The organism is Streptomyces sp. NPDC050549 (assembly GCF_040655035.1).
In the GTDB taxonomy this organism is placed as follows: domain Bacteria; phylum Actinomycetota; class Actinomycetes; order Streptomycetales; family Streptomycetaceae; genus Streptomyces.
Map to the genome: position 1 here is coordinate 220,539 of NZ_JBFAJD010000002.1, position 23,215 is coordinate 243,753.

22 protein-coding genes and 1 pseudogene are annotated in these 23,215 nt (G+C 70.3%); 18 read left to right on the plus strand and 5 right to left on the minus strand.

Annotated elements, in window-relative coordinates:
* Nucleotides 1-11: 11 nt before the first annotated feature.
* Complete coding sequence (locus tag AB0I51_RS05075) at nucleotides 12-290, plus strand: hypothetical protein (RefSeq protein WP_362971532.1); 279 nt, start codon at nucleotides 12-14, stop codon at nucleotides 288-290.
* An 18-nt stretch (nucleotides 291-308) separates the two neighbouring features.
* Complete coding sequence (locus AB0I51_RS05080; RefSeq protein WP_362971534.1) at nucleotides 309-686, plus strand: hypothetical protein; 378 nt, start codon at nucleotides 309-311, stop codon at nucleotides 684-686.
* Between the two features lie 83 nt (nucleotides 687-769).
* Here AB0I51_RS05080 and AB0I51_RS05085 read toward each other — a convergent pair whose 3' ends face one another.
* Together AB0I51_RS05085 and AB0I51_RS05090 are read right to left on the minus strand one after the other, a co-directional pair.
* On the minus strand, nucleotides 770-952 hold the full coding sequence (locus AB0I51_RS05085) for a hypothetical protein (RefSeq protein ID WP_362971536.1): 183 nt from the start codon (nucleotides 950-952) through the stop codon (nucleotides 770-772).
* A gap of 238 nt (nucleotides 953-1,190) precedes the next feature.
* Complete coding sequence (locus AB0I51_RS05090) at nucleotides 1,191-4,145, minus strand: BTAD domain-containing putative transcriptional regulator (protein WP_362971538.1); 2,955 nt, start codon at nucleotides 4,143-4,145, stop codon at nucleotides 1,191-1,193.
* Between the two features lie 209 nt (nucleotides 4,146-4,354).
* Here AB0I51_RS05090 and AB0I51_RS05095 point away from each other — a divergent pair, with 209 nt between their 5' ends.
* The 4 genes from AB0I51_RS05095 (at nucleotide 4,355) to AB0I51_RS05110 (ending at nucleotide 7,256) form a co-directional block, all read left to right on the plus strand.
* Nucleotides 4,355-5,599, plus strand: a complete 1,245-nt coding sequence (locus AB0I51_RS05095) for an amidohydrolase family protein (protein ID WP_362971540.1) — start codon at nucleotides 4,355-4,357, stop codon at nucleotides 5,597-5,599.
* Nucleotides 5,596-6,519, plus strand: a complete 924-nt coding sequence (locus AB0I51_RS05100; protein WP_362971542.1) for an LLM class F420-dependent oxidoreductase — start codon at nucleotides 5,596-5,598, stop codon at nucleotides 6,517-6,519. The genes AB0I51_RS05095 and AB0I51_RS05100 overlap by 4 nt, the downstream gene beginning before the upstream one ends.
* Nucleotides 6,520-6,600: 81 nt before the next feature.
* Nucleotides 6,601-6,936 (plus strand): hypothetical protein, encoded by a 336-nt coding sequence (locus AB0I51_RS05105; protein WP_362971544.1) that lies wholly within the window; start codon nucleotides 6,601-6,603, stop codon nucleotides 6,934-6,936.
* Nucleotides 6,937-7,019: 83 nt separating this feature from the next.
* Nucleotides 7,020-7,256 (plus strand): LuxR C-terminal-related transcriptional regulator, encoded by a 237-nt coding sequence (locus tag AB0I51_RS05110; protein WP_362971546.1) that lies wholly within the window; start codon nucleotides 7,020-7,022, stop codon nucleotides 7,254-7,256.
* Nucleotides 7,257-7,286: 30 nt separating this feature from the next.
* Here AB0I51_RS05110 and AB0I51_RS05115 read toward each other — a convergent pair.
* Nucleotides 7,287-7,919 (minus strand): annotated as a pseudogene (locus AB0I51_RS05115) (hypothetical protein); the annotation flags it as partial.
* A gap of 253 nt (nucleotides 7,920-8,172) precedes the next feature.
* On the opposite strand from AB0I51_RS05115, the gene AB0I51_RS05120 reads away from it, so the two are divergent.
* The 4 genes from AB0I51_RS05120 (at nucleotide 8,173) to AB0I51_RS05135 (ending at nucleotide 13,451) form a co-directional block, all read left to right on the plus strand.
* Nucleotides 8,173-8,943 (plus strand): SDR family oxidoreductase, encoded by a 771-nt coding sequence (locus AB0I51_RS05120; RefSeq protein ID WP_362971896.1) that lies wholly within the window; start codon nucleotides 8,173-8,175, stop codon nucleotides 8,941-8,943.
* 88 nt (nucleotides 8,944-9,031) lie between these two features.
* Nucleotides 9,032-10,150 carry an LLM class flavin-dependent oxidoreductase gene (locus AB0I51_RS05125; protein WP_362971548.1) on the plus strand — a complete coding sequence of 373 codons (1,119 nt, stop codon included), beginning with the start codon at nucleotides 9,032-9,034 and terminating at the stop codon, nucleotides 10,148-10,150.
* Nucleotides 10,151-10,251: 101 nt separating this feature from the next.
* A complete protein-coding gene (locus AB0I51_RS05130; RefSeq protein ID WP_362971898.1) occupies nucleotides 10,252-11,991 on the plus strand; it encodes a D-aminoacylase in 1,740 nt (579 codons plus the stop codon).
* On the plus strand, nucleotides 11,988-13,451 hold the full coding sequence (locus AB0I51_RS05135; RefSeq protein WP_362971550.1) for an aldehyde dehydrogenase family protein: 1,464 nt from the start codon (nucleotides 11,988-11,990) through the stop codon (nucleotides 13,449-13,451). Before AB0I51_RS05130 ends, AB0I51_RS05135 begins: the two co-directional genes overlap by 4 nt.
* A gap of 18 nt (nucleotides 13,452-13,469) precedes the next feature.
* Here AB0I51_RS05135 and AB0I51_RS05140 read toward each other — a convergent pair whose 3' ends face one another.
* Nucleotides 13,470-13,862: a nitroreductase/quinone reductase family protein gene (locus AB0I51_RS05140; RefSeq protein WP_362971552.1), complete on the minus strand. Its 393-nt coding sequence runs from the start codon at nucleotides 13,860-13,862 to the stop codon at nucleotides 13,470-13,472.
* A 52-nt stretch (nucleotides 13,863-13,914) separates the two neighbouring features.
* On the opposite strand from AB0I51_RS05140, the gene AB0I51_RS05145 reads away from it, so the two are divergent.
* Both AB0I51_RS05145 and AB0I51_RS05150 read left to right on the plus strand, forming a co-directional pair.
* Nucleotides 13,915-14,739, plus strand: coding sequence for an endonuclease/exonuclease/phosphatase family protein (locus AB0I51_RS05145; RefSeq protein ID WP_362971554.1), 825 nt, complete (start codon nucleotides 13,915-13,917; stop codon nucleotides 14,737-14,739).
* Nucleotides 14,736-15,209, plus strand: coding sequence for a GNAT family N-acetyltransferase (locus AB0I51_RS05150; protein WP_362971556.1), 474 nt, complete (start codon nucleotides 14,736-14,738; stop codon nucleotides 15,207-15,209). Before AB0I51_RS05145 ends, AB0I51_RS05150 begins: the two co-directional genes overlap by 4 nt.
* Nucleotides 15,210-15,218: 9 nt before the next feature.
* Here the strand turns inward: AB0I51_RS05150 and AB0I51_RS05155 are convergent, their stop codons facing one another.
* Nucleotides 15,219-16,748 (minus strand): CehA/McbA family metallohydrolase, encoded by a 1,530-nt coding sequence (locus AB0I51_RS05155; protein ID WP_362971558.1) that lies wholly within the window; start codon nucleotides 16,746-16,748, stop codon nucleotides 15,219-15,221.
* A 240-nt stretch (nucleotides 16,749-16,988) separates the two neighbouring features.
* Here AB0I51_RS05155 and AB0I51_RS05160 point away from each other — a divergent pair, with 240 nt between their 5' ends.
* The 6 genes from AB0I51_RS05160 to AB0I51_RS05185 all read left to right on the plus strand — a co-directional run bounded on the left by AB0I51_RS05160 (nucleotide 16,989) and on the right by AB0I51_RS05185 (nucleotide 23,208).
* Nucleotides 16,989-19,574, plus strand: coding sequence for a bifunctional FO biosynthesis protein CofGH (locus AB0I51_RS05160; protein ID WP_362971560.1), 2,586 nt, complete (start codon nucleotides 16,989-16,991; stop codon nucleotides 19,572-19,574).
* A gap of 93 nt (nucleotides 19,575-19,667) precedes the next feature.
* Nucleotides 19,668-20,219: a hypothetical protein gene (locus tag AB0I51_RS05165; protein ID WP_362971562.1), complete on the plus strand. Its 552-nt coding sequence runs from the start codon at nucleotides 19,668-19,670 to the stop codon at nucleotides 20,217-20,219.
* Between the two features lie 152 nt (nucleotides 20,220-20,371).
* Nucleotides 20,372-20,485 carry a DUF397 domain-containing protein gene (locus AB0I51_RS05170; RefSeq protein ID WP_362971564.1) on the plus strand — a complete coding sequence of 38 codons (114 nt, stop codon included), beginning with the start codon at nucleotides 20,372-20,374 and terminating at the stop codon, nucleotides 20,483-20,485.
* Between the two features lie 856 nt (nucleotides 20,486-21,341).
* Nucleotides 21,342-21,689, plus strand: coding sequence for a DUF6247 family protein (locus tag AB0I51_RS05175; protein WP_362971566.1), 348 nt, complete (start codon nucleotides 21,342-21,344; stop codon nucleotides 21,687-21,689).
* Entirely contained in the window at nucleotides 21,686-21,946 is a 261-nt protein-coding gene (locus AB0I51_RS05180; protein WP_362971568.1) for a hypothetical protein, read from the plus strand. The genes AB0I51_RS05175 and AB0I51_RS05180 overlap by 4 nt, the downstream gene beginning before the upstream one ends.
* Nucleotides 21,947-22,071: 125 nt before the next feature.
* On the plus strand, nucleotides 22,072-23,208 hold the full coding sequence (locus AB0I51_RS05185; protein WP_362971570.1) for an ADP-ribosylglycohydrolase family protein: 1,137 nt from the start codon (nucleotides 22,072-22,074) through the stop codon (nucleotides 23,206-23,208).
* Nucleotides 23,209-23,215 lie beyond the last annotated feature (7 nt).

The following is a 23,215-nucleotide window of genomic DNA, read 5'->3' on the forward strand; positions in this document are numbered from 1 at the left end:
CGGCGATTGGTATGGCAACGAAGAAGTACACCGTCACGCTGCCGGAAGAGCTTGCCGAGGAGATTCGGCGGGAGGTCGGGAGCGGGGGGTTCAGCGCGTATGTCACCAGAGCCGTAGAGCGTCAGCACGAGCGGGATCGGCTGGGGGAGCTGGTGGCGTGGATGCAGGAGGAGAGCGGCGGGCCGCTCACCCCCGAGGAACTGGCGGCGGGGTCCGAGCTGGGCGATGCTGAGCACCAGTTCGACGAAGCCGCCGCGTCCGGTCGTCGCGAGCTTCCGTTGGCGGGCTGAATGTCACTCGGCTGTTTGGTGCTGGACAGCGAAGGCCTGTCGCGGGCGGCGCTGCGGGACCGCGGGATGGCGGCTCTGCTGGCGGTTGCCCACAAGAAGGGGCTTCGGGTGGTGACCAGTTCGACGACCCTGATCGAGGCCCACCACAGCCAGGTCCGACGGGAGGCCTGGACGTGGGTGATGTCCCGCATCGTCGTGGACCCCGTGACGCGGGAGATCGCCGACGCCGCGATCGACCTCCTGCGTGACACCGGCTTGCACGGCCACAAATACGCAATCGACGCCGCCCTCGCGGTCGTCGCCGGGCGTCAGCCGGGCGGTGTCGTGCTGTACACGTCCGACGTGGACGACATGCGGAAGCTGTGCCCGCCGGGAGTGGCCGTCAGAGGCCTGTAGGACTCCGGCCCCCGGACACACGTCGGCCGCGGCGGCTCCCCCTCGGTGCCACCGCGGCCGATCCCCCGTCGGAGCAGACCGGCTCAGGCCTTCTCGTCCGTCGCGTGATTGTCGAGCGGGGACACCGTGCCGTCGGCGGCGGCGTCCAGGACGATGGCTGCTTCTTCGTCGGTCGCGTGGTTGTCGAGTGTGGTGACTACGTTCTCGACGTCCGTGGCGTGGTTGTCGAGCGGCTTGACCACGGAGTCCTTCTTGACATCGCTCATGGACTTGCAACTCCCGTTATGTGATGGGCAATACCCGCCCGGCGACTCCCCCGAGGGCCTCCGGGCGGGCATATCAGGGTCATTCACCCTAGCGGTGGTGATCACCGCTGACCCGTCTGCCCCCCGACGCGACGGATCGATGAACCAAGAGTGACCCGGCGCGATAAACGAACGATGAACGCCCCGTCGCGGCCCGGAAGCTGGTCTCCCGGGCACCTCCCCGAGGACGCGGCGGCCCCTAGGCGGCAGCCGCCGGGCGGAGGAGCGACCGCACCTCCGCGGCCTCCGGCGAACCCAGCTGATCGAAGATGACGAGAGCCTCCTGCCAGCAGGCCTGTGCCCGGACGCTCTGGTTCAGCCCGTTGAGCGCGCGGCCCAGAACGGTCAGGACGTTGCCGCGCCGCCACTCGCCACCGATTCCCCGCAGGACGGCGAGAGCCTGTTCCGCCAGAGCCGCGGCGTCCGCGGACCGGTGCCCCGCGAGGTGCGCCTCCGAGAGCCGGAAGAGGGTCATCCCCTCCCACAGCCGCTGTCTGCTGTCCCGGAAGATCTCCAGCGCCTCGGTCAGCCGGTCCACGGCGGCGTCGAGCCGCATCTGCCCGGTGAGCGCGAGCCCCAGGGCGTAGCGGCCGTTGGCGCCGCGCAGGGTGTGGCCCAACTGGTCGTAGATGACGATGCCCTGCTGCGCGAGTTCCACCGCGCTGGTGATCTGGCCCATGGCCAGATGGATACGCGAGAGATTGCACAGGGCGCTCGCTTCGCCGGCGAGGTTCTTGTCCAGCCGGAAGCTCTCGATGGCCTGTTGCAGATATGCCTCGCCGTCCGCGTGGCGGCCCTGGTAGAGCGCGATGATGCCGCGGTCGTTCGCGGCCCAGCAGCCAGGGGCCAGGTCGTCCGCGATCCGGGCCAGTTCCATGGCCCGGCGTGCCTGCTCGTCCGCCTGGTCGAAGCGGCCGGCCACCAGATGGACGTTGGTCAGTGTCGTGAGCGCGCGGCTCCACGCCTGAGGGTCGTCCGCCTCCTCGGCCGCGTCACGCAGGACAACGGCGGCGGCCTCGTACTGCTTGGCGTTGGCGCCCGATTCGGCGAGATCCTTCGCGGCCCAGAGGAGGTCGACCGATCGCCGCAGTGTGGAACTCCGCGCGCACTGCTGGACGAACGCGAGGAGGCTGTTGGCCTCGGCGAACAGCCAGTCCTGGGCGCGATGCCGGTCGTCGAAGACCAGGCCCGGATGCTGGGTGACCTCCAGGTGGTCCACCAGCCGGTCTCCCGGCCGTTCGATCCCGTACACCCCCGCCGCCGTGGCCAGATAGAAGTCCAGCAACCGCGAAACCGCCGCATCCCGCTCGCTCGGCGGCCGCTCGTCCCGCTCGGCGCACGCACGCGCGTAGAGCCGTACCAGGTCGTGGTAGCGATACCGCCCCGGAGCCGCCGACTCGACCAGCGACGTGTCGACGAGGGACTCCAGCAGGTCCTCGGTCTCCTCGACGGGCAGGTCCAGTACGGCCGCTGCCGCGGCGAGGGAGATGTCCGGGCCGTCGGGCAGCCCAAGGAGGCGGAACGCGCGCGCCTGCGCCGGCTCCAACTGGCCGTAGCCCAGCTCGAAGGTTGCCTTCACGGCCAGATCGCCGGCCTGCAACTCGTCCAACCGCCGCCGTTCGTCGGCGAGTTTCGCCGCGAGGACCGAGACCGTCCAGGTGCGGCGGGCCGCGAGCCGGGAGGCAGCGATGCGGATCGCCAGGGGGAGGAAGCCGCACGCGGCGACCACGTCCAGGGCGGATTCCCGTTCGGCGGCGACGCGTTCGGTGCCCACGATCTTCGTGAAGAGCTGCAACGCCTCCTCGGGCGACATCACGTCGAGGTCGATGAGATGGGCTCCCGCCAGGTCCACCATCCGCACCCGCGAAGTCACCAGCGCCGCGCAGCCTTCCGTGCCCGGCAGCAGCGGCCTGACCTGGGCCGCGTCCCGCGCGTTGTCCAGCAGCACCAGGATCCGGCGGCCGTCCAGCACCGACCGGTACAGCGCCGAGCGTTCCTCCAGGGAGTCCGGTATCGCGGAGTCCGCGGTGCCGAGCGCCCGCAGGAACGCGCCGAGTACGGTCTCCGGTTCCGCCGCACGCGAGCCCGCGCCCTGGAGGTCGACGTACAACTGGCCGTCGGGGAAAGCGGACCGGGCCTGGTGGGCGACGTGGACCGCGAGGGTCGTCTTGCCGACGCCGCCGATGCCGGCCAGCGCCGAGACCGCCATGACGCGGCCTTCGGCCGATGCCAGGACCTCGCTCAGTTCCGACACGAAGGCCGCGCGGCCCGTGAAGTCCGGGACCGTCGCCGGGAGTTGGTGGGGACGAACCGGTGCGGGCGCGGTCTCCGGCGCCGGTGCGGACGGTTCCGCGAGGCCCGGGTCGGCCTGGAGGATGCGCTGCTGGAGCTCGCGCAGACCGGGGCGCGGGTCCACGCCCAGTTCGTCGGCGAGCAGGCGCCTGGTGTCGGCGTACACCGCGAGGGCCTCGGCCTGGCGGCCGGAGCGGTACAGCGCGAGCATCAGCAGCTCACGGAGGCGTTCCCGGAGGGGATGTGCGGCCGTCAGGGCCGTCAGCTCGCTGACCGCCTCCGCGTGGCAGCCCTGCTCCAGGTCCATGTCGAGGCGGGATTCCAGGAGTTGGAGCCGCCACTCCTCCAGGCGGACGCGCTGCGCCTCCGCGTAGGGGCCGGGTACGCCGGCCAGCGCCTCCCCGTCCCACAGGGCGAGCGCGCGGCCCAGCAGGTCCCGTGCGTGGCACAGGTCGCCCGCCGACTTCGCCTTCTCCGCCTCCATCGCCAGGTCCTGCGCCACCGCCGCGTCCAGCGCGCCCTCGGGCAGGCCCCGTACGGCGTACCCGCCCGACTCGCTGACCAGCACCCCGGCGTCCAGCGCCTTGCGCAGCCGGGACGCGTAGGTGCGCACCGCGGCCAGCGCCTGCGAGGGCGGTTCCTCGCCCCACAGGGCGTCGATCAGCTCGGCGGCGGTCGCCGTGCGGCCCTCGCGCAGCAACAGCGCGGCCAGCAGGGCGCGTTGCTGCGGCGAGCCGGTGGCGAGGGAATCGGGGCCCCGCCAGGCACGTACCGGACCGAGCACGCTGAAGCACAGCGCCGTCGACTCTTCCGAGTCGGAGTCGGGGCGCCGCTGCTCCGGTACTCGCGGTCCACCGTCCATCGCCGTTCCCCCTAGGCATGCCTGATAACTACGACAGTTTGCCTTGTTCGCGGCGGTCGCGTCAGCACTCGGAGACACCGCTCACAGGTCGCCGCGCGGGATATCACAAGGCCCTCACACGGCCTGCGCGCAGTTCCGCACAGAACCGAGCACCCCGAACCCGGATCCAGCTAGCTGACGGGTCGTCAGATCGGCGCTACCGTGGCGCCATGGACACCCAGAACACCGACCAGACGACCCTCCCTCCGATCATCTCCGTCGACGACCACACCGTGGAGCCCCCCGACGTCTGGCAGCACCGGCTGCCCAAGAAGTACCTGGACACCGGCCCGCGCGTAGTGCGCGCGCCGCTGAAGGAAATGACGTTCCTCGGCGGCCGGTTCAAGCCCGTGATGGGCGAGCCGGGCGACGACGGACCGATCGGCGACTGGTGGGTGTACGAGGATCTGCACCGCCCGCTCACCCGCCTCGACACCGCAGTCGGCTACAGCAGGGACGAGATCAAGCTCGAAGTCATCACTTACGAGCAGATGCGTCCGGGGTCGTACGACGTTCCGTCCCGGCTCGCCGACATGGACGTCAACCACGTCCAGTCCGCGCTGTGTTTCCCGACCTTCCCGCGCTTCTGCGGCCAGACGTTCACCGAGGCCGCCGACCGCGAGCTCGGGCTGCTCTGCGTCCGTGCCTACAACGACTGGATGGTGGAGGAGTGGTGCGGCCCCCAGGCGCAGGGCCGCCTCATACCCCTTCCCCTCATCCCGCTCTGGGACGCGGAGTTGGCCGCCGCCGAGGTCCGCCGCAACGCGGCCCGCGGCGTCCGCGCCGTCGCCTTCTCCGAGATACCCCCGCACCTCGGCCTGCCGTCCATCCACACCGACGACTGGGACCCCTTCCTGGCGGCCTGCGCCGAGACCCGCACGGTCATCGCCATGCACATCGGCTCCAGCAGCCGTATGCCCTCCACCTCCGCCGACGCCCCGCCGGCGGTCGGCTCCACCATCACCTTCGCCAACTGCTGCTACTCGATGGTGGATTGGCTGATGAGCGGCAAGTTCGAACGCTTCCCCGACCTCAAGGTCATGTACGCCGAGGGCCAGATCGGCTGGATCCCCTACATCCTGGAGCGCGCCGACGTGGTCTGGGAGGAGAACCGCGCCTGGGGCGGCGTCGCCGACAAGGTCCACCGCCCGCCGTCCGAACTCTTCACCGAGCACGTCTACGGCTGCTTCTTCGACGACGCCTTCGGCCTGAAGAACCTCGACTCCATAGGCGTCGGGAATGTGCTGTACGAGACCGACTACCCCCACTCCGACTCCACTTGGCCCAAGTCCCGCGAGGTCGGCGAGGCACAGATGGGCCACCTGGCACCGGACGTGGTCGAGCGGATCGTGCGCGGGAACGCGATCGAGTTGCTGGGGCTGACGCCGGAAGGCCTGTGGGAGGGCCCCGAGTGAGCGGCCTCGCCTACGGCATCCAGCTGCCCGTCCAGTCCCAGAGCACCATCTACGCCGAACCCTGGGAGGCCGACGCGGGCCCCGCCGACCTCGTCGAGATCGCCCGCGCCGCCGACCGCTCCGGCTTCGACTACATCGCGGGCTGCGACCACGTCGGCGTCCCGCGCCGCCTCGCCGCCGCGATGAGCACCATCTGGTACGACCCCGTCGCCACCCTCTCCTTCCTGGCGGGAGTGACCGAGCGGGTCCAACTGCTCAGCCACGTGGCGGTCGTTGGGCTGCGCCATCCGCTGATCACCGCCAAGCAGTACGCCACCCTCGACCACCTCAGCGGGGGCCGGCTGCTCCTCGGGGTCGGCGCCGGGCACGTACGGGAGGAGTTCGAGGCGCTGGGCGTCGACTTCGACCGCCGCGGGCCCGTCCTCGACGAGTCGATCGACGCCCTGCGCGCCGCCCTCGGCCCGGACGAATTCCCCGAGCACCACGGCAAGTTGTACGACTTCCAGGGGCTGGGACAGCGGCCCAGGCCCGCGCGGGAGCACGTGCCCATCTGGGTCGGCGGCTCCTCACCCGCCGCCGTACGCCGGGCCGCCCTCAAGGCGGACGGCTGGCTGCCGCAGGGCGACCCGCGCGACCGGCTGCCCGCGCAGATCGAGCGGATCCGGCGGCTGCGCGAAGAGGCCGCCGTGGAGGGGCCGTTCGTGTTCGGGGCCATCACCGAGCCGTTGTACGTCGGTGAGCCCGGCTGGGAGGTCGGGCGGCGTACGCTCACCGGAGCCCCCGACTGCCTCGCCGAGTCCCTCCGCGCCTACCGGGCGATGGGTGTGGACCAGATCCAGGTGCGGTTCCGCTGCCGCGACCGCACCGAACTAACCGACCAGATAAGCGAGTTCGGCACAGAGGTGGCGCCCCTGCTCTGATCACGCCCTGTTTGAACACGGTCACGCCGAGCCGCGTATGCGGACGTACGGACGCCATGGCTCCGGCGGAAGGACCCCGAAGTGCGATCCTCCCAGCGGCTCACCGTCCTGCTGGCCTCCGCCGGGAATCCCTGGCCCCCTGACGACTGGCCGACCCCGGACGACCCGTTCGTCAGCGACGTGCTGAGTCTGTCACCGCCCCACCACGGGCCGCGCGAGACCACGGCGGACGTCGTCCTGCTGCGCTGCGTGGATCAGGCCGTGTCCTTCCCCGGGCTGCTGGACCACTTCGGATCCCGGGGCATTCCGGTGATCGTCATCAGTCCGCGCCGGGACACCGGGACGGTGGTCGAGGTGTTCCGGAGCGGGGCGGGGCGGGCTATCTGGTCGAGGCCGACTACTGCGACCAGCTACTGACCTCGGCGGCCAAGGCGGCCGCCAGCGGGCACATCTACCTCTCGCCGTCCGCGGCCGCCGCCCTCCGGGTGGGAGCCCAGCGAATGGCCGCGGCCGACGACGTGATGGAGCGGCTGCGCGCGCTGCTCTCGCCCCGCGAGCAGCAGATCATGGAACTCCTGTCGACCGGCCTGGGCGCGCGGCAGATCGGGCAGCGCCTACGGCTGAGCGAGAAGACCGTCCGCAACAACCTCAGCAACATCTACGCCAAGCTGGACGCCAGGAGCGGCACGGACGCGGTCCTGCGCCGGCTGGGAACCACGCCCGTGCTTCGCACCTGAGAACCGGGCGAACCCGGGAGATCGGGGCGATCACGGTGCCGGGATCTCCGTCAACGGTATCTCCACGTCGGCGATGTTGTCGCCGCCCTGACCGAATCCGGGTTCCGACCGAAGGGAATTCGTCGAGTTCTGGATTCCACTGGCCTCGTTCGTTCCACATTTCACGTTCCGCAGCCACAGCCGCCCGTCGGGCGTTCCGTTGTTCAGGATCTGGGGATGGAAGACGTGTACCGTCGCCGCCCCCTCGCTGGGCGCGAAGAACACCGTCTGTCCGTCCTGCGCTTCTTTGTACGTGGCCCTGAGGAATCCGCTCACATCGGTGCGCTTGGCGGACCACATGCAGAAGGCGATGCTGTCGGCCTGCACGGTGTCCGTCCGGCTGAACGCCAAGGTGGTCGTCTTGTCGTCACGGGTGATGTTGATGGTCGACGTGCTGAACTTCAGACCGATCTCGAAGAACGAGTTCCCGAGTTTCGTGCCGGCATCGGTGGTGGACCCCTCCTCCAGTTGAATGGTCCTCGTCACCGAGGTGCTGACGTTGAAGGTCTTCGTCGCGGTGCCCGTGGAACCGCAGTTGTCGGTCACCGCGGAGACGCGTTCGTTGGGTCCGAGGCTGTTCGCCTTGAACTGGACGTCGATGAACCGGCAGTCGGCGAGTTTGTCCGCCGCCGGTGGCGAGTGCCGCGGCGATCGCGACGTACCTGACTTTCCTGTTGCGTAATCTCCGCTTTGCCACGACCGGCATTCTTGGAGTCAAGCAGAGATATGGCCAGGGTTGAATGTTCCTACTCTGCGGTCACTTCAAGTGTGCTTGTGCAAGGCCTGCCTCCCGTTGAAGGTGCCCCGTCTCCGCATCTGACGCTTCGTCAGATGCGGCGCTACGATGCCCGCATCCACCGATCCCGAGGAGGCCCGCATGGGCAAGCTGGACGGGCGTGTCGTTCTGGTCACCGGAGCGGCGCGCGGGCAGGGGGAGCAGGAGGCGCGGCTGTTCGCGGCGGAGGGCGCGAGCGTCGTCGTGGCGGATGTGCTGGATGAGCAAGGGGAGGCGCTGGCCAAGGAGTTGGGCGCGTCCTATGTGCATCTCGATGTCGGCGAGGAGGCGGACTGGGGGGCCGCCGTGGGGGCCGCGAAGGAGATGTACGGGCGGATCGACGGGCTGGTCAACAACGCGGGGATCCTGCGGTTCAACTCCCTTGTGGACACGCCTCTCGACGAGTTCATGCAGGTCGTGCGGGTCAACCAGGTCGGCTGCTTCCTCGGGATCAAGACCGTGGCGGCGGCGATGGAGGACGGCGGCACGATCGTCAACACGGCCTCGTACACGGCGCTGACGGGGATGGCTGCCGTGGGGACGTACGCGGCGACCAAGCACGCGATCCTCGGGCTCACCCGGGTCGCCGCGCTGGAGTTGGCGAGCCGGCGGATACGGGTCAACGCGATGTGCCCCGGCGCCATCGACACGGCGATGTCCAACCCGGCCCAACTCGACCCGGACGCCGACGCGGAGGAGATGTCCCGGGCCCTGGACGAGCTGTACCGCAAGCTCGTGCCGCTGGGCCGGATCGGGAAGCCGGCGGAGGTCGCCCGCCTCGCGCTCTTCCTGAGCTGTGACGACTCCTCCTACATCACCGGGCAGCCCTTCGTGATCGACGGGGGCTGGCTGGCGGGAGTCAGCGTCATCTGACGGGGCGTCATCTATTGACGAATCTGACGCTACGTCAGAAAGTCGTAGCACTCATAGGTACCACCTGGACTTGGGACGGTGAACCTCCTTGGAATTCGGGCTCTTTGTACAGGGATACGTGGGCAAGCGTGCCGAAACGGACCCGCTGGCCGAGCACAAGGCGCTGATGGAGGAGACCGAGTACGTCATCCAGGCGGACAAGTCCGGTTTCAAGTACGCCTGGGCCTCCGAGCACCACTTCCTGGAGGAGTACTCGCACCTCTCGGCGAACGACGTCTACCTCGGCTACCTCGCCCACGCGACGGAACGCATCCACCTCGGCTCGGGAATCTTCAACCCGCTCGCCCAGGTCAACCACCCGGTGAAGGTCGCCGAGAAGGTCGCCATGCTCGACCATCTCTCCGGCAACCGCTTCGAGTTCGGCAGCGGGCGGGGTGCCGGGTCGCACGAGATCCTCGGGTTCATACCGGGCGTCACCGACATGAACTACACCAAGGAGATCTGGGAAGAGACCATCGCCGAGTTCCCCAAGATGTGGCTCCAGGACGAGTACGTCGGCTTCCAGGGCAAGCACTGGCAGCTGCCGCCGCGCAAGATCCTGCCCAAGCCGTACGGCAAGGCGCACCCCGCGATGTGGTACGCCGCCGGCTCGCCTCCGTCGTACGCCATGGCCGCCCGTAAGGGGCTGGGCGTCCTAGGGTTCAGCATCCAGAAGGTCTCCGACATGGAGTGGGTGCTGGAGCAGTACAAGACGGCGATCGTGAACGCCGAGCCGGTGGGGGCGTTCGTCAACGACAACGTGATGGTGACGACGACGGCGATCTGTGCTCCCACGCACGACGAGGCGATCCGGATCGCCACGAGCGGGGGGCTGCACTATCTGCCCTCGCTGGTGTTCCGGTACCACGACACGTTCCCGCGGCCCGAGGGGTTCCCCGTGTGGCCGGAGACGCTGCCCGAGTACACGCCCGAGTTCGTCGAACTCCTCGTGGAGGAAGAGCTGTTGATCTGCGGGGATCCGGACGAGGTGCTCACGCAGTGCAAGCGGTGGGAACAGGCCGGGGCGGATCAGCTGAGCTTCGGGTTGCCGGTGGGGGTGCCGAAGGAGGAGACGCTGCAGACGATTCGGTTGATCGGGGAGCACGTGATTCCGAAGATCGACACGGATCCTGTTCATCGGACTACGCGGTTCCGGGAGACCGCCTGAGGTTGTACGGCGGCTGCGGGTGTGTGGGGGCTGGTCGCGCTCACGCGGCGACAGCCGCAAATCGATACAGCCCCGCGCCCCTAGGTAGGTATGCGTCACGTATCTCAAGGAGTCACCCTGTGTTTGATCACGTCATCAAGGGTGCGACCGTCGTGGACGGGACGGGCGCGCCCGCGTACACCGCCGATGTCGGCATGCGGGACGGGCGGATCGCCGCGATCGGGACGATCACCGAGGAGTCCCGCACCAGTGAAGACGCGCACGATCTCGTGCTCGCGCCCGGATTCGTCGACCCCCACACCCACTACGACGCCCAGCTGTTCTGGGACCCGTATGCGACGCCCTCCCTCAACCACGGCGTGACGACCGTCGCCGCCGGGAACTGTGGGTTCACGCTCGCGCCCCTGAAACCGGGGGACGCCGACTACACGCGCCGCATGATGTCCAAGGTCGAGGGGATGTCGCTGGTCGCGCTGGAGGAGGGGGCGCCCTGGAGCTGGCGTGGTTTCGGCGAGTATCTGGACGCGCTCGAAGGGCGGATCGCCGTCAACGCCGGGTTCATGGTCGGGCACTGTGCCCTGCGCCGGTACGTGATGGGGCCGGATGCGGTCGGCGGGCAGCCCAGCGAGGAGCAACTCGCCGAGATCGTAAGGCTGTTGCACGATGCCATGGACGCGGGCGCCTGGGGTTTCTCCACCACCCAGTCCTCCACCCACTCGGACGGCGACGGACAGCCCGTCGCCTCGCGGCACGCCCGGCCGGAGGAGCTGCTGGCCCTCTCACGGGCCGTCGGGGAGCACGAGGGGACGCAGATCGAGGCGATCGTCGCCGGGTGTCTGGATCAGTTCAGTGACGCGGAGATCGATCTGTTCGTCGAGATGAGCGCGGTGGCGGGGCGGCCGTTGAACTGGAATGTGCTGACCATCGATGCCGCCGTCCCCGAGCGCGTGCCCCGGCAGCTGTTCGCGAGCGAGCGGGCGCGGAAGGCCGGCGGCCGGGTCGTCGCGCTCACCATGCCGATCCTCACGCCGATGAACATGTCCCTCGGCACCTTCTGTGCGCTGAACCTGATACCCGGGTGGGGGCCGATCCTGAGCCTGCCCGTGCCGGAGCGGATCGCCACGCTGCGCGAACCCGGCGTACGTGCGCAGATGCTGCTGCGGGCGAACAGCAAGGAGGCCGGGGTCTTCCGGCGGCTCGCGAACTTCGGGCGGTATGTGATCGGGGACACGTACAGCGAGGCCAACGAGGGGCTGACCGGGCGGGTGGTCAAGGACATCGCCGCCGAGCGCGGTCAGGAGCCCTTCGAGTGCCTGGTCGAGATCTGTGCGGCCGACGGGCTGCGGACCGTGTTGTGGCCGATGCCCTCCGACAACGACCCGGCCTCCTGGGCCCTGCGTGCCGAGACCTGGCAGCACGAGGACGTGCTGCTCGGCGGTTCCGACGCGGGGGCGCATCTGGACCGGATGTGCGGGGCGCCGTACACGACCCGGTTCATCGGGGACTGTCTGCGAGGGCGGAAGCTGGTCGGGCTGGAGCAGGCGGTGAAGATGCTGACCGACGATCCGGCGCGGCTGTTCGGGCTGCGGGAGCGCGGGCAGGTGCGGGAGGGCTGGCATGCGGACCTGGTGCTCTTCGACCCGGAGCGGATCGACGCCGGCAAGGCCACCCTGGTGCACGACCTGCCGGGTGACAGCCCGCGCCTGGACTCCAAGGCGATCGGGATACGGGCCGTGTGGGTCAACGGAGTCGAAGCCATCCGGGACGACGTGGTGAGCGGGTCCGTGCCGGGGCGGGTGCTGCGGTCGGGGCGGGACACCAGGACGGTGAGCACCAGGTGAGTTCCCAAGTGTCGGACGGGCAGCGGTTGTTCGTCGGCGGGGAGTGGGTCGAGCCGGACGGCGGGCACTACGCCGTGGTCGATCCCGCGACCGAGGAGACCGTGGGGTGGGCGCCGGAGGCCTCGCGGGAGCAGGTGTTCGCCGCGGCTGTTGCCGCCCGGGACGCCTTCGGGCCGTGGTCGCGCACACCGCCCGAGGAACGCGCGGCGATCCTCGGTCGGGCGGCGGACATCATCCGCGGCAAGCTGGTGCCGTACGCCGAACTCGGCCAGGCGGAGACCGGCGCCACGACCGGGACCGCGCGGGGCATGCAGGTAGGGGTGGCCGCGGCCCGGTTCCGGCGGTACGCGACCGTGGAGCCGGCCGAGTGGGCGATCCCGCCGCAGGTCAACGAGGCCGGACCGTTCGGGCGGGCGGCCGTCATGGGGGCGCTTGCCGTACGGCAGCCGGTCGGTGTCGTCACGTGCATCACCTCGTACAACAACCCGTGGGCGAACCCCGCCGGGAAGATCGCCCCCGCCCTCGCCATGGGCAACACGGTCGTCGTGAAACCCGCCCCGCAGGACCCGCTGTCCGTCTACCGGATGGCGGAGGCGCTGGAGGCGGCCGGGGTGCCGCGCGGGGTCGTGAACGTCGTCAACGGGCGTGCCGTGGAGGTCGGGGAGGCGGCCGTGGAGTCGCCGGACGTCGACATGGTCAGCTTCACCGGGTCCACGGCGGTCGGACAGCGGATCGCCGAGGTGTGCGGGCGGGGCATGAAGCGGCAGTTGATGGAGCTGGGGGGCAAGGGCGCGGCGGTCGTCTTCGACGACGCGGACCTCGCCTCCGCCGTCTCCGGGATCGGCACGACCTTCTCCTTCTACAGCGGGCAGATCTGCACGGCGCCGACGCGGGTGCTGGCCCAACGGGGCGTGTACGACCGGGTTGTTGAGCAACTGGCCGCCTACGCGGGTCGGTTGAAGGTCGGTGACCCGCGCTCGCCGGACACGGTGGTCGGGCCGGTGATCTCGGCGGCGCACCGGGAGCGCGTGGAGTCGTACGTCGAACTGGGCCGCAAGGAAGGCGCGGTGGTCGTCGCGGGCGGCGAACGCCCGTCCGACGGGCCGGGGTTCCATGTCGCCCCCACCGTCCTGGCCGACTGCACCGCCGAGATGCGCGTCGTGCGCGAGGAGATCTTCGGTCCGGTCGTCGTGGTGACCCCCTTCGACGAGGAGGAGGAAGGGATCGCCCTCGCCAACGACAGCGACTACGGCCTCATCGACTACGTCTGGTCCGGCGACGTGGCACGGGCCTTCCGCGTGGCACGGCTGCTGCGGGCCGGCGGGGTCGGAGTCAACACGGTCGGCCGCAACATGGAGGCTCCGTTCGGAGGCTTCAAGAAGAGCGGCGTCGGCCGGGACGTCGGCTCGTACGCGCTGCACGCGTACAGCGAGGTGCAGGCGATCGTCTGGCCGGGGTGAGGAAACGGCCCTGGAGGTTCAGTCCCGCAGATCCACCCGCACCGTCAGCAGGTTCGACCCCATCGCCTTCACCGCCGCGCTGTTGAAGCGGGGCAGGGTGCGCAGGCGGGCGCGGGGATCGTCGTCCGCGAGCAGGTGTGCCGTACCGGTGTGCCAGCGGCCCATGATGCGGACCCGGACCTCCGGGTTCGCCTTGATGTTGCGGACGTAGTGGGAGAGTTCGCCGAACTCCGAGACCAGCCAGAAGGTGTCGCCGACACGGCGTCCGCCGAGCGGGGTGCGGCGCGGCTGCCCGGAGACGCGGCCGGTGGTCTCCAGGACGGTCTGGGTGGGTAGGCGGCGGGTGACCGGGTTCAGCACCCGCTGGATTCGGCGGATGCTGCGGTACTTGGACTCGGGTGTGCTCGGCATCGGTTTCCGGATCTCCTGTCGGCTGGCTGCGTCCGTGGACTTCAATGATCCCGTGCGCGTCGTGACATGGAACCTGTGGTGGCGGTACGGCCCCTGGGAGGCCCGGCAGCAGGCGATTCTCGCCGTGTTGCGTGAACTGCGGCCCGATGTCGTCGGGTTGCAGGAGGTGTGGGACGCCGAGGGTACGAATCTCGCCGCGTGGCTCGCCGGTGAGCTCGGTATGCACTGGACGTGGGGAGCCTCTCACGACCCCGGGTTCTGGCAGCGGCGCCTCGGCGACCCCACCGTCGGCATCGGCAACGCGATCCTCAGCCGCTGGCCCGTCGCCGAGCGGGCCGTACTGCCGCTGCCGCCGGGCGACGGGGACGGCGGCCGGCTCGCGCTGTACGCGGCGCTCGACGCGCCCCACCACCGCGTGCCCTTCTTCACCGTCCACCTCTCCTCCGCCACCGACGCCTCGGCCGTACGGTGCCAACAGGTCACCGCACTCGCCGAGTTCGTCGCCGCACACACCGGCGACGGCCCGTTCCCGCCCGTCGTCACCGGCGACTTCAACGCCTGGCCGGACTCCGACGAGGTCCGCCTCTTCGGCGGCTACAAGACGGCACCGCCCGTGCCCGGCCAAGTCCTCGTCGACGCCTGGGACTTCGCGGAGCCGGGTGCTCCCTCCGCCACCTGGGACCTCGCGAATCCCTATGTGGCGGGCACGTTCGGGCCCAGTGTCCGCATCGACTACGTCTTCGTGGTGCCGACGGGGAAGGGCGGGCTCGGGCATGTGCGGGGCGTACGGCGGGCGGGGGACGGGCCGGTCGACGGGGTGTGGCCGACGGATCACGCGGCCGTTGTCGTCGACCTGAGCGACGGGTTCACCTCGTGAGGATCGGCCAGGCGCACGCGGACGACGACACCGCCGGCTTGGCCCGGCTGCTGTGGCTGGACACCCGTGGTGAGGAGCCGGCACAGCCGTCCCTGGACGCGTTCGCGGCCGAACTCGCGCAGTGGTGGTCCGCCCACCGGGACCAGCATCTCGCGTTCGCCGCCCGGCTCCTCGGCCCCGAGATCGTCGGCATGGCCTGGGTCGCGCCCGTCCCCCGTGTGCCGAGCCCCGGAGCGACGAGTCGGCTGTCCGCGGACATCCAGAGCGTCTTCGTCATGCCCGAGCACCGAGGCACGGGGATCGGCTCGGCGCTCGTGGAGGCCGCTGCGGAGCATGCGGCACACCTCGGGTCCCTTCGCGTGACGGTCCACTCCGGTCGCAGGGCGGTGCCGGTGTACGAGCGGCTGGGCTTCGCGTCGTCCGGGCGGCTCCTGAGCCGACCGCCGGACCAGGGGCCGCCCGCTCGCTGAGCCCCTGGCTCACCGTCCGGCGTCACCCAGGAAGATCGGATTCGTGAACGCCGCCAGTGCCCCCGGCACCACCCCCGCCGCCGTCTCGTGCCTCAACTCGGCCCGTACGTAAGCCGCGTAGGCCGGAGTCGTCCGCCATTCCACGGTGCCCGCGCCCGCGACCGGCAGTGGATCGCTGGTGAACAGCACGCCCTGGTCGGTCACGAGGCGGACGGTGCAGCGCGGGGCGCCCGTGACCTCCAGCCGTACCGTGACCGGGGTTTCGGCGGCCACCTTCAACCGCTCGCCGATACCGGCGTGTTCGCCCTTTGTCCCCGTCGCCGTGAAGGCCAGGGAGACGTTCTTCGACTCGGCGACATAGGAACGCCCTGCCCGAATACCGTCCTGGATCGCCGCCCTCGTCAAGTCGTCGGCCAGGACGACGGTCTGGGGCAGACCGACCGCGTCCGGTTCGCGGTGGGCGTCGCTGTTGCCCATCGCCGGGAGCCACTCCCGGTTCTCCCGGACGGAGGCCACGAGGGTCGCGTCCCAGGAGGCCAGGGCCACCTCGTCGTCGGGCGTGTAGGGGCCGTTCCACACCTCGACCGCGTCCGCCTCCCCGAAGCCGAACTTCCAGGCACAGCCGATGCAGGTGGCATGCGGATGCGCGGGTACGACCAGGCCGCCGGAGCGGCGGATCTCGCGGGCGAACCGGCCGAAGCGGTTGTCGCGCGCCCGGTACCGCCAGTCGACGAAGGTGCCGGGCTCGGTGCCGAGGGCGACGACGTGACCGTTGCGGGTCGTGACCTCCTCGCCGAGCAGGATCAGCAGGTCGTCACCCGCCTCCGAGGCCCAATGGGGGTGCGAGGAGTGGGTGTTGTGCTCCGACGTGTTGATGAAGTCCAGGCCCGCCGCCCGCGCCAGCGCCGCGATCTCGGCGGGTGTGCGGCGCCCGTCCGAGTACCAGGAGTGGAGGTGGCAGTCGCCCCGGTACCAGTCCCGGCCCCGCCCCTTCGCCCGCTCCGGCGGGTACACCGGCTCCGGGGCGACGCCCGGTTCGCCGTACGTCAGCGTGATCGTGAGCTCGTACGACAGCCCCTGCGGGGACACCGTGTACGGGCCCAGCGCGACGTGCCAGGTGCCGGCGTGCACCGGGCCGGGGACGTAGCCGGGCGTCGCGTCGTCGGCGCGGACGAAGAACTCCGTGCGCGCCCCGCCCGACCAGCCGCGGAAGCCCCGGCCGCCGAGGTCCGTGCCGTGCTGGTCGAAGACGCCGATGTCGAGGGCGTTGCCCTGGGTGCCGGCCGGGACGGACGGTCTGTCGTAGGTGTACGCCACCCTGAGCTCGCTGACCCCCGCCGGGACCTCGACGGGGACGTACACGTAGTCGGGCGAGCCGGTCGGGAGGGTGCCCCGAACCGTCCGGCTCTCCTGGTCGCCGTCTGCCGCGGCCTCGGCGCCGCTCGCGAAGCTCACGCTTCCCAACGTAAGCGCGGCGGCTGCGCCCGTCACGAACAGCGCGCGCCGGCCGATGCCGTTTCCGTGATCGTCGTCGCACATGCTGCTGCTCCCGGGGTGTCGTGAGTGACGGGGATGGTGCAGAGGTGACCTGTACGACTCTGATAGTCGGCTGTGAACTCCGGGACAAGGAAAGGGAATCGGCGGGTGACGGGAAACCGGAGCCGGCACGGGGGAGTGCGGAGTGCTCCCACTGCCAGTGACACCGTGTAACGACCTGCCCGGCCGGAATGAATCGGGCGCCCCTCTTTGGCCTGATCAGACCGATCGTATGCTCGAAGGATGACGACACCCGCGAGCTCCGGAACCGGCCCGACCGAGAACTCCATGCGTCGCGCCCTCAAACGCGCCCGTGACGGCGTCGCCCTCGACGTGACGGAAGCGGCGGTGCTGCTCCAGGCCCGCGGCGAGGCCCTGGACGACCTCACCGCGTCCGCCGCCCGGGTGCGTGACGCGGGCCTGGAGGCCGCCGGCCGCCCCGGTGTGATCACGTACTCGAAGAGCGTCTTCATCCCCCTCACCCGCCTGTGCCGCGACAAGTGCCACTACTGCACCTTCGTCACCGTCCCCGGCAAGCTCCGCCGAGCCGGCCACGGCATGTTCATGTCCCCGGACGAGGTTCTCGACATCGCCCGCAAGGGTGCGGCCCTCGGCTGCAAGGAAGCCCTCATCACCCTCGGCGACAAGCCCGAGGACCGCTGGCCGGAGGCGCGCGAGTGGCTCGACGCGCACGGCTACGACGACACGATCGCCTACGTCCGCGCCATCTCCGTCCGCATCCTGGAGGAGACGGGCCTGCTGCCCCACCTCAACCCCGGCGTGATGACCTGGACGGACTTCCAGCGCCTGAAGCCGGTCGCCCCGAGCATGGGCATGATGCTGGAGACGACCGCGACCCGTCTCTGGTCTGAGCCCGGCGCCCCGCACTACGGCTCCCCGGACAAGGAGCCCGCCGTGCGCCTGCGGGTGTTGGAGGACGCGGGCCGCTCGTCCGTCCCCTTCACCTCCGGCATCCTGATCGGTATCGGCGAGACGTACGAGGAGCGTGCGGACTCCCTCTTCGCGCTGCGGAAGATCTCCCGGTCCTACCACGGCATCCAGGAACTCATCATCCAGAACTTCCGCGCCAAGCCGGACACGGCGATGCGGGGCATGCCGGACGCGGAGTTGGACGAGCTGGTGGCGACGGTCGCGGTGGCCCGCCACATCATGGGCCCGTCCGCCTGCCTTCAGGCTCCCCCGAACCTCGTCGACTCGGAGTACAAGCGCCTGATCGGCGCGGGCATCGACGACTGGGGCGGGGTGTCCCCCCTCACCATCGACCATGTGAACCCCGAACGCCCCTGGCCCCAGATCGAGTTGCTGCGCGAGCAGTCCGCCAAGGCGGGCTTCGAACTCCGCGAACGCCTGTGCGTCTACCCGGAGTTCGTGGGCCGCGGCGAACCCTGGCTGGACCCACGCCTGCTGCCGCACGTACGGGCCCTGGCCGACCCGGAGACGGGCCTGGCGCGCGAGGACGCGGTGGTGGAGGGCCACGCCTGGCAGGAGCCGGAGGAGGCGTTCGTGGCGTCCGGCCGTACGGATCTCCACACCACGATCGACACGGAGGGCCGTACGTCCGACCGCCGTGACGACTTCGACGAGGTCTACGGCGACTGGGCCGCCCTGCGTGAGGCGGCGGCGCCCGGCATGGTGCCCGAGCGCATCGACACGGACGTACGGCAGGCACTGGCGACGGCGGCCGACGACCCCACCCGGCTCACCGACGCGGAAGCGCTCGCCCTGCTGCACGCGGACGGCCCGGCACTGGACGCGCTGACGCGGATCGCGGACGACGTGCGGAAGTCGGTGGTCGGTGACGAGGTGACGTACATCGTCACGCGGAACATCAACTTCACGAACGTCTGCTACACGGGCTGCCGCTTCTGCGCCTTCGCGCAACGCCGCACGGACGCGGACGCGTACACGCTCTCGCTCGACCAGGTGGCGGACCGGGCCCAACAGGCCTGGGAGGTCGGGGCAGTCGAGGTCTGCATGCAGGGCGGTATCCACCCCGACCTGCCCGGCACGGCCTACTTCGACATCGCGAAGGCGGTCAAGGAACGCGTCCCCGGCATGCACGTCCACGCCTTCTCCCCCATGGAGGTCGTCAACGGCGCGACGCGCACCGGTCTCTCCATCCGTGAGTGGCTGACGGCGGCGAAGGAGGCGGGCCTCGACACCATCCCCGGCACGGCGGCGGAGATCCTCGACGACGAGGTCCGCTGGGTCCTCACCAAGGGCAAGCTGCCGACGGCGACCTGGATCGAAGTCGTCACGACGGCACACGAGTTGGGCATCCGGTCGAGCTCGACGATGATGTACGGCCATGTGGACCAGCCGAGGCACTGGCTGGGCCACCTGCGGACCCTGGCCGGAATCCAGCAACGCACGGGCGGCTTCACGGAGTTCGTGACACTTCCGTTCATCCACACCAACGCGCCGGTGTACCTGGCGGGCATCGCGCGCCCGGGTCCGACGATGCGCGACAACAGGGCGGTGGTGGCGATGGCGAGACTGCTGCTCCATCCCTGGATCCCCAACATCCAGACGAGCTGGGTGAAGCTGGGTTCGGAGGGCGCGGCGGAGATGCTGCGCTCCGGCGCGAACGACCTCGGCGGCACGCTGATGGAGGAGACGATCTCGCGGATGGCGGGTTCGTCGTACGGCTCCTACAAGTCGGTGCGTGACCTGGTCGCCGTAGCGGAACTGGCGGGCCGGCCGGCGCGACCGCGCACCACGCTGTACGGGGAGGTGCCGGAGGAGCGGCAGCGGGCCGCGTCCGTCTCGGACGGGCACCTGCCGGAGCTGCTGCCGGTGCTGGACTGAGGGTCTGGGGGGCCGGACAGGGGCCGGTACGATGATCCGACCCCTGTTCGATCGGGATGTGGGGGCTGTGAGTAGCTGAGGAGATGCGTGCCCGTGCCTGCCTCGAAGGTCTGGGTGACCGGTCTGACGGTGGGAGCGATCGCCGCGGTCACGGTCCTGGCCGTGCAGGCCGACAAGGGGCCGCACCCGAAGGCGTCCGCCGCCCGCCCCAGCGCCTCGGCGTCCGCGCACGCGTCCAAGTCTCCCGAGCCGCGCGTCACGGCCGCCGCGGTACCCGCCTCCTCCGGCACCGGGCGGCGCATCGTCTACTCCGTCGGCCAGAAACGGGTCTGGCTGGTCGACGCGAGCGACAAGGCCGGCCGTACGTTCCCGGTCTGGCCCGGCACGGTGAGCCCCGACCCTGGCACCTACACGGTGTCGGTCCGCAAGGACGCCACGACCGGCTCCGACGGCGTCCAGATCGAGAACATCGTCTACTTCGCCACCAAGTCCGGCCTCAACATCGCCTTCTCCAACGCCGTCGACGGCTCGTCCCCGCCACCGGCCGCGGGGAAGGAGACGGGGGGTGTGCGGATGGGGAAGGCGGACGGCGCGGCACTGTGGACGTTCGGGACGACGAGCACGAAGGTGATCGTGGTCAAGTAGTCGTGCGGTTCCCCGGAAGGTGGACAAGCAGCACGACCGGCTTTGGCCAATCATCCCCGCGCCCCTCCACGGCTACTTCGTGCCCGACTACAGTGGATGGACGCGCGACGGATGTCTCGGCACCGCCGGCCCGCGCGCACGGGGAGGTGGGCGTGGCTGAGGGGGATCCGCGCGCAGTTCACTGGCGCAAGAGCAGCTACTCCAACTCGGGGGGCGATTGCGTGGAGGTCGCCTACTTCGATACAACCAAGAATTCACGGTCGTAGGAAACTATCTGGCCCAGCACCCCGAGCTGTCGCTGACGGCCATCGGCCTGGCCACCCACATCCAGTCGCTGCCGTCCGGAAGCCTCGTCGGTATCAAGGTCCTGGCGGCGAAGTTCCCCGAGGGAGAGACGCGGATCGCCTCGGCGCCGCGCGAGTTGGAGCAGCACGGCTATCTGACCCGCACCAAGGAGCGCCTTCCGTCGGGGCAGATCGTGACGCGGACAACCTCGTACAACAAGCCGCCCCACCTCCGCAGGACTCGCACAGCTCCCGCTCCCCGCCGCGAACCGGCCCCGGACCCCAAGGAGCCCGAGCAACCGGGGCAGTTGACGCAGTCCGCCCCGCTTCCGGTTCCCGCCCCGGATACACACGATCTCTCGGCTGCCCGTGACGTACTGGCCGGCCTTCGCACCCGCGACCCCCGCCTTCATCTCGCCGAGCGGGACGTCCACCGGCTGGCCCCGGCCGTGGCTGTCTGGTTGGAGCGCGGGGTGGCCCCCGACGAGGTAGGTACGACGAACGCTCGCGGCAGGGCTGCCACGGGAAGGCGTACACCACCCGGCAGGCTTCCTGGCCCATCGCCTCACCGAGCTTCTGCCGCCACCTTTCGAGTCACAGCCGGATGCGGTCGCCGCCCGCCCCGACCCGCTCCAGAACTGCGACGGCTGCGACCGGGCTTTCCGGGCCTCGGGGCCGGGGCGCTGTCGGGACTGCCGTCCGTATGCCACGGCGGCGTAGCACAGCCCCCAAATCCAGAGACCCGGAAGTGAACCCGATGACGAGTGCTGCCCGAGCACCCCACCGCCGTATTCGCCGGTACGGTACGAAGACCGCCCCATCCGCACCGGAGGTCACCGTGAGTGCCCAGACCGACGGCCCGTACGGACCGCTGATCCCCATGCCCGAGCTGACCCCGGACGCGTTGCGGGCTGCCGTCGCGCGGATCGCGCCGAGCCGGATCCCGGCCCTCACACAGCACCTCTTCGAAGCGACGACGAACGCGCAGCAGACGCAGAGCCTCGCGCCGCTTCGAGCCTTCGTGCACTCCTGGGCCGTCTTCGTGGCTGTCGAGCGCCACCCGGAACGAGCCGCCCGCCTCCGTGCACTTGAACGCGTCGTGGACACGGGGGAGCAGGACCCGACTGAGGCCATCACCGAGATCCGCGCGATCCGGGAGACGGCCGAGGCGGAGGCGGGACTGTGACGGACTGGGCCTGGGATTACAACCCGAGTGCCGAGTACGTCACCGATGGTCTGCCAACTGGTGTGGTGGCGGAGGTGGAGCGCCTGGCCACCGAACTGGCGGCGCTGGGACACGACTCCGTGAAGGTCGGCAGGCCTCTCGACCGCGAGGGTGGGTTGCGCGAATTCGACATCCTCGGCGGGCGCGGCTTCATCAGCTTCCTGCCTGTACCCCGTCACGCGTGTGTCTACGTCTGCAATGTCACCTGGTACGGCTGACGGCGACCGTCCTGCGCGATTCCGGCAATGCCGCACATGCCGATCCACCCCCTCAACTCACCGTCCCCGTTCGATTACAGTGCTGAGCTGACTCGTACGTATGGACGGCGCCTGAGGAGGTCTTGGTGAGTGCCGCAACCGCAACCGCAACCGCAGCCGGGGCCGTCTGGGGGCGGGGGGAGCAGCAGGACTTTCGGAGCCGGGTGCGGGGGACGTTGCTGGGGGCCGCCGTGGGGGACGCGCTCGGGTCGCCCGTCGACCTGTTGGCGATGGACGAGATCCGGGAGGCCTACGGCGCGGAGGGCCTCGTGGATCTCGCGTTCGGGTACGGGCGGCGCGGGGCCGTCACTCATCTCACGCAGCTCAGCCTGTTCACCGTCGACGGGCTCATCCGGGCGCAGGTGAGGCGTGACACCGGGGCCTGGCATCCGCCCACCGATCTGCACCGGGCGTATCTGCGGTGGGCCGCCACCCAGCACGACTGGGGGCCCGATGAACGTCGTAAGGACGACGGGTGGCTCGCGCGCGAGGAGTGGCTCTACGCTCGGCGGGATCCGACTCGGGCCTGTTTGCTGGGGTTTGGGGACGAGCGGATGGGAACTCTCGACGCGCCCAAGAATCCCGGTGAGGTGGGGGGCGAGGCGGCTGCCCGTTCCGCGCCCTTCGGGTTGCTCGTCGGGTGGGAGCCGCAGCTCGTGATGCAGCTTGCGGTGGAGTGCGCGGCGCAGACCCATGGGCATCCGGTGGGGTATCTGGCGGCAGGTGCGTACGCCGTCGTTGTGCATGGGCTCGCGCGCGGGGAGAGTCTCGACGCGGCTGTGCAGCGGGCGCTTGCGCTGCTGGCCGCCCGGCCCGGGCATCAGGCCGTCTCCGACGGGCTGCAGCGAGCCCTCGGTGCCGTGCGGCAGGGGATGCCGACCTCGGGGCGGGTCGAGGAGCTCGTGGGGGAGGGGAGCGCGGAGGGGGTGCTCTCGGGGGCTGTGTACTGCGCGCTCGTCGGGGAGGACGTACGGCACGCGTTGTGCCTTGCCGTGAACCACGGTGGGCCGTCCGGGGTTGCCGGTGCGCTCACCGGTGGGCTGCTCGGTGCGTTGTACGGCGAGACGGCCCTGCCGCCGGCCTGGCTGGCCGAGCTGGAGGGCCGTCCCACACTGCTCGTGCTCGCGGACGACTTCGCCGTGGAGATGACCCAGGGGCCCGCGTTGCACGGGCCCGCCGGGGCCTCTCCGGGCTGGATCGCCCGGTATCCGAGAGGGGTTTAGCCGGTGG

Bases quoted from the DNA above. Each gene is read 5' to 3' on its own strand.
- AB0I51_RS05075 (WP_362971532.1), top strand. From the start codon at position 12: ATGGCAACGAAGAAGTACACCGTCACGCTGCCGGAAGAGCTTGCCGAG.
- AB0I51_RS05085 (WP_362971536.1), bottom strand. From the start codon at position 952: ATGAGCGATGTCAAGAAGGACTCCGTGGTCAAGCCGCTCGACAACCAC.
- AB0I51_RS05090 (WP_362971538.1), bottom strand. From the start codon at position 4,145: ATGGACGGTGGACCGCGAGTACCGGAGCAGCGGCGCCCCGACTCCGAC.
- AB0I51_RS05095 (WP_362971540.1), top strand. From the start codon at position 4,355: ATGGACACCCAGAACACCGACCAGACGACCCTCCCTCCGATCATCTCC.
- AB0I51_RS05110 (WP_362971546.1), top strand. From the start codon at position 7,020: ATGGCCGCGGCCGACGACGTGATGGAGCGGCTGCGCGCGCTGCTCTCG.
- AB0I51_RS05120 (WP_362971896.1), top strand. From the start codon at position 8,173: ATGGGCAAGCTGGACGGGCGTGTCGTTCTGGTCACCGGAGCGGCGCGC.
- AB0I51_RS05140 (WP_362971552.1), bottom strand. From the start codon at position 13,862: ATGCCGAGCACACCCGAGTCCAAGTACCGCAGCATCCGCCGAATCCAG.
- AB0I51_RS05155 (WP_362971558.1), bottom strand. From the start codon at position 16,748: ATGTGCGACGACGATCACGGAAACGGCATCGGCCGGCGCGCGCTGTTC.
- AB0I51_RS05160 (WP_362971560.1), top strand. From the start codon at position 16,989: ATGACGACACCCGCGAGCTCCGGAACCGGCCCGACCGAGAACTCCATG.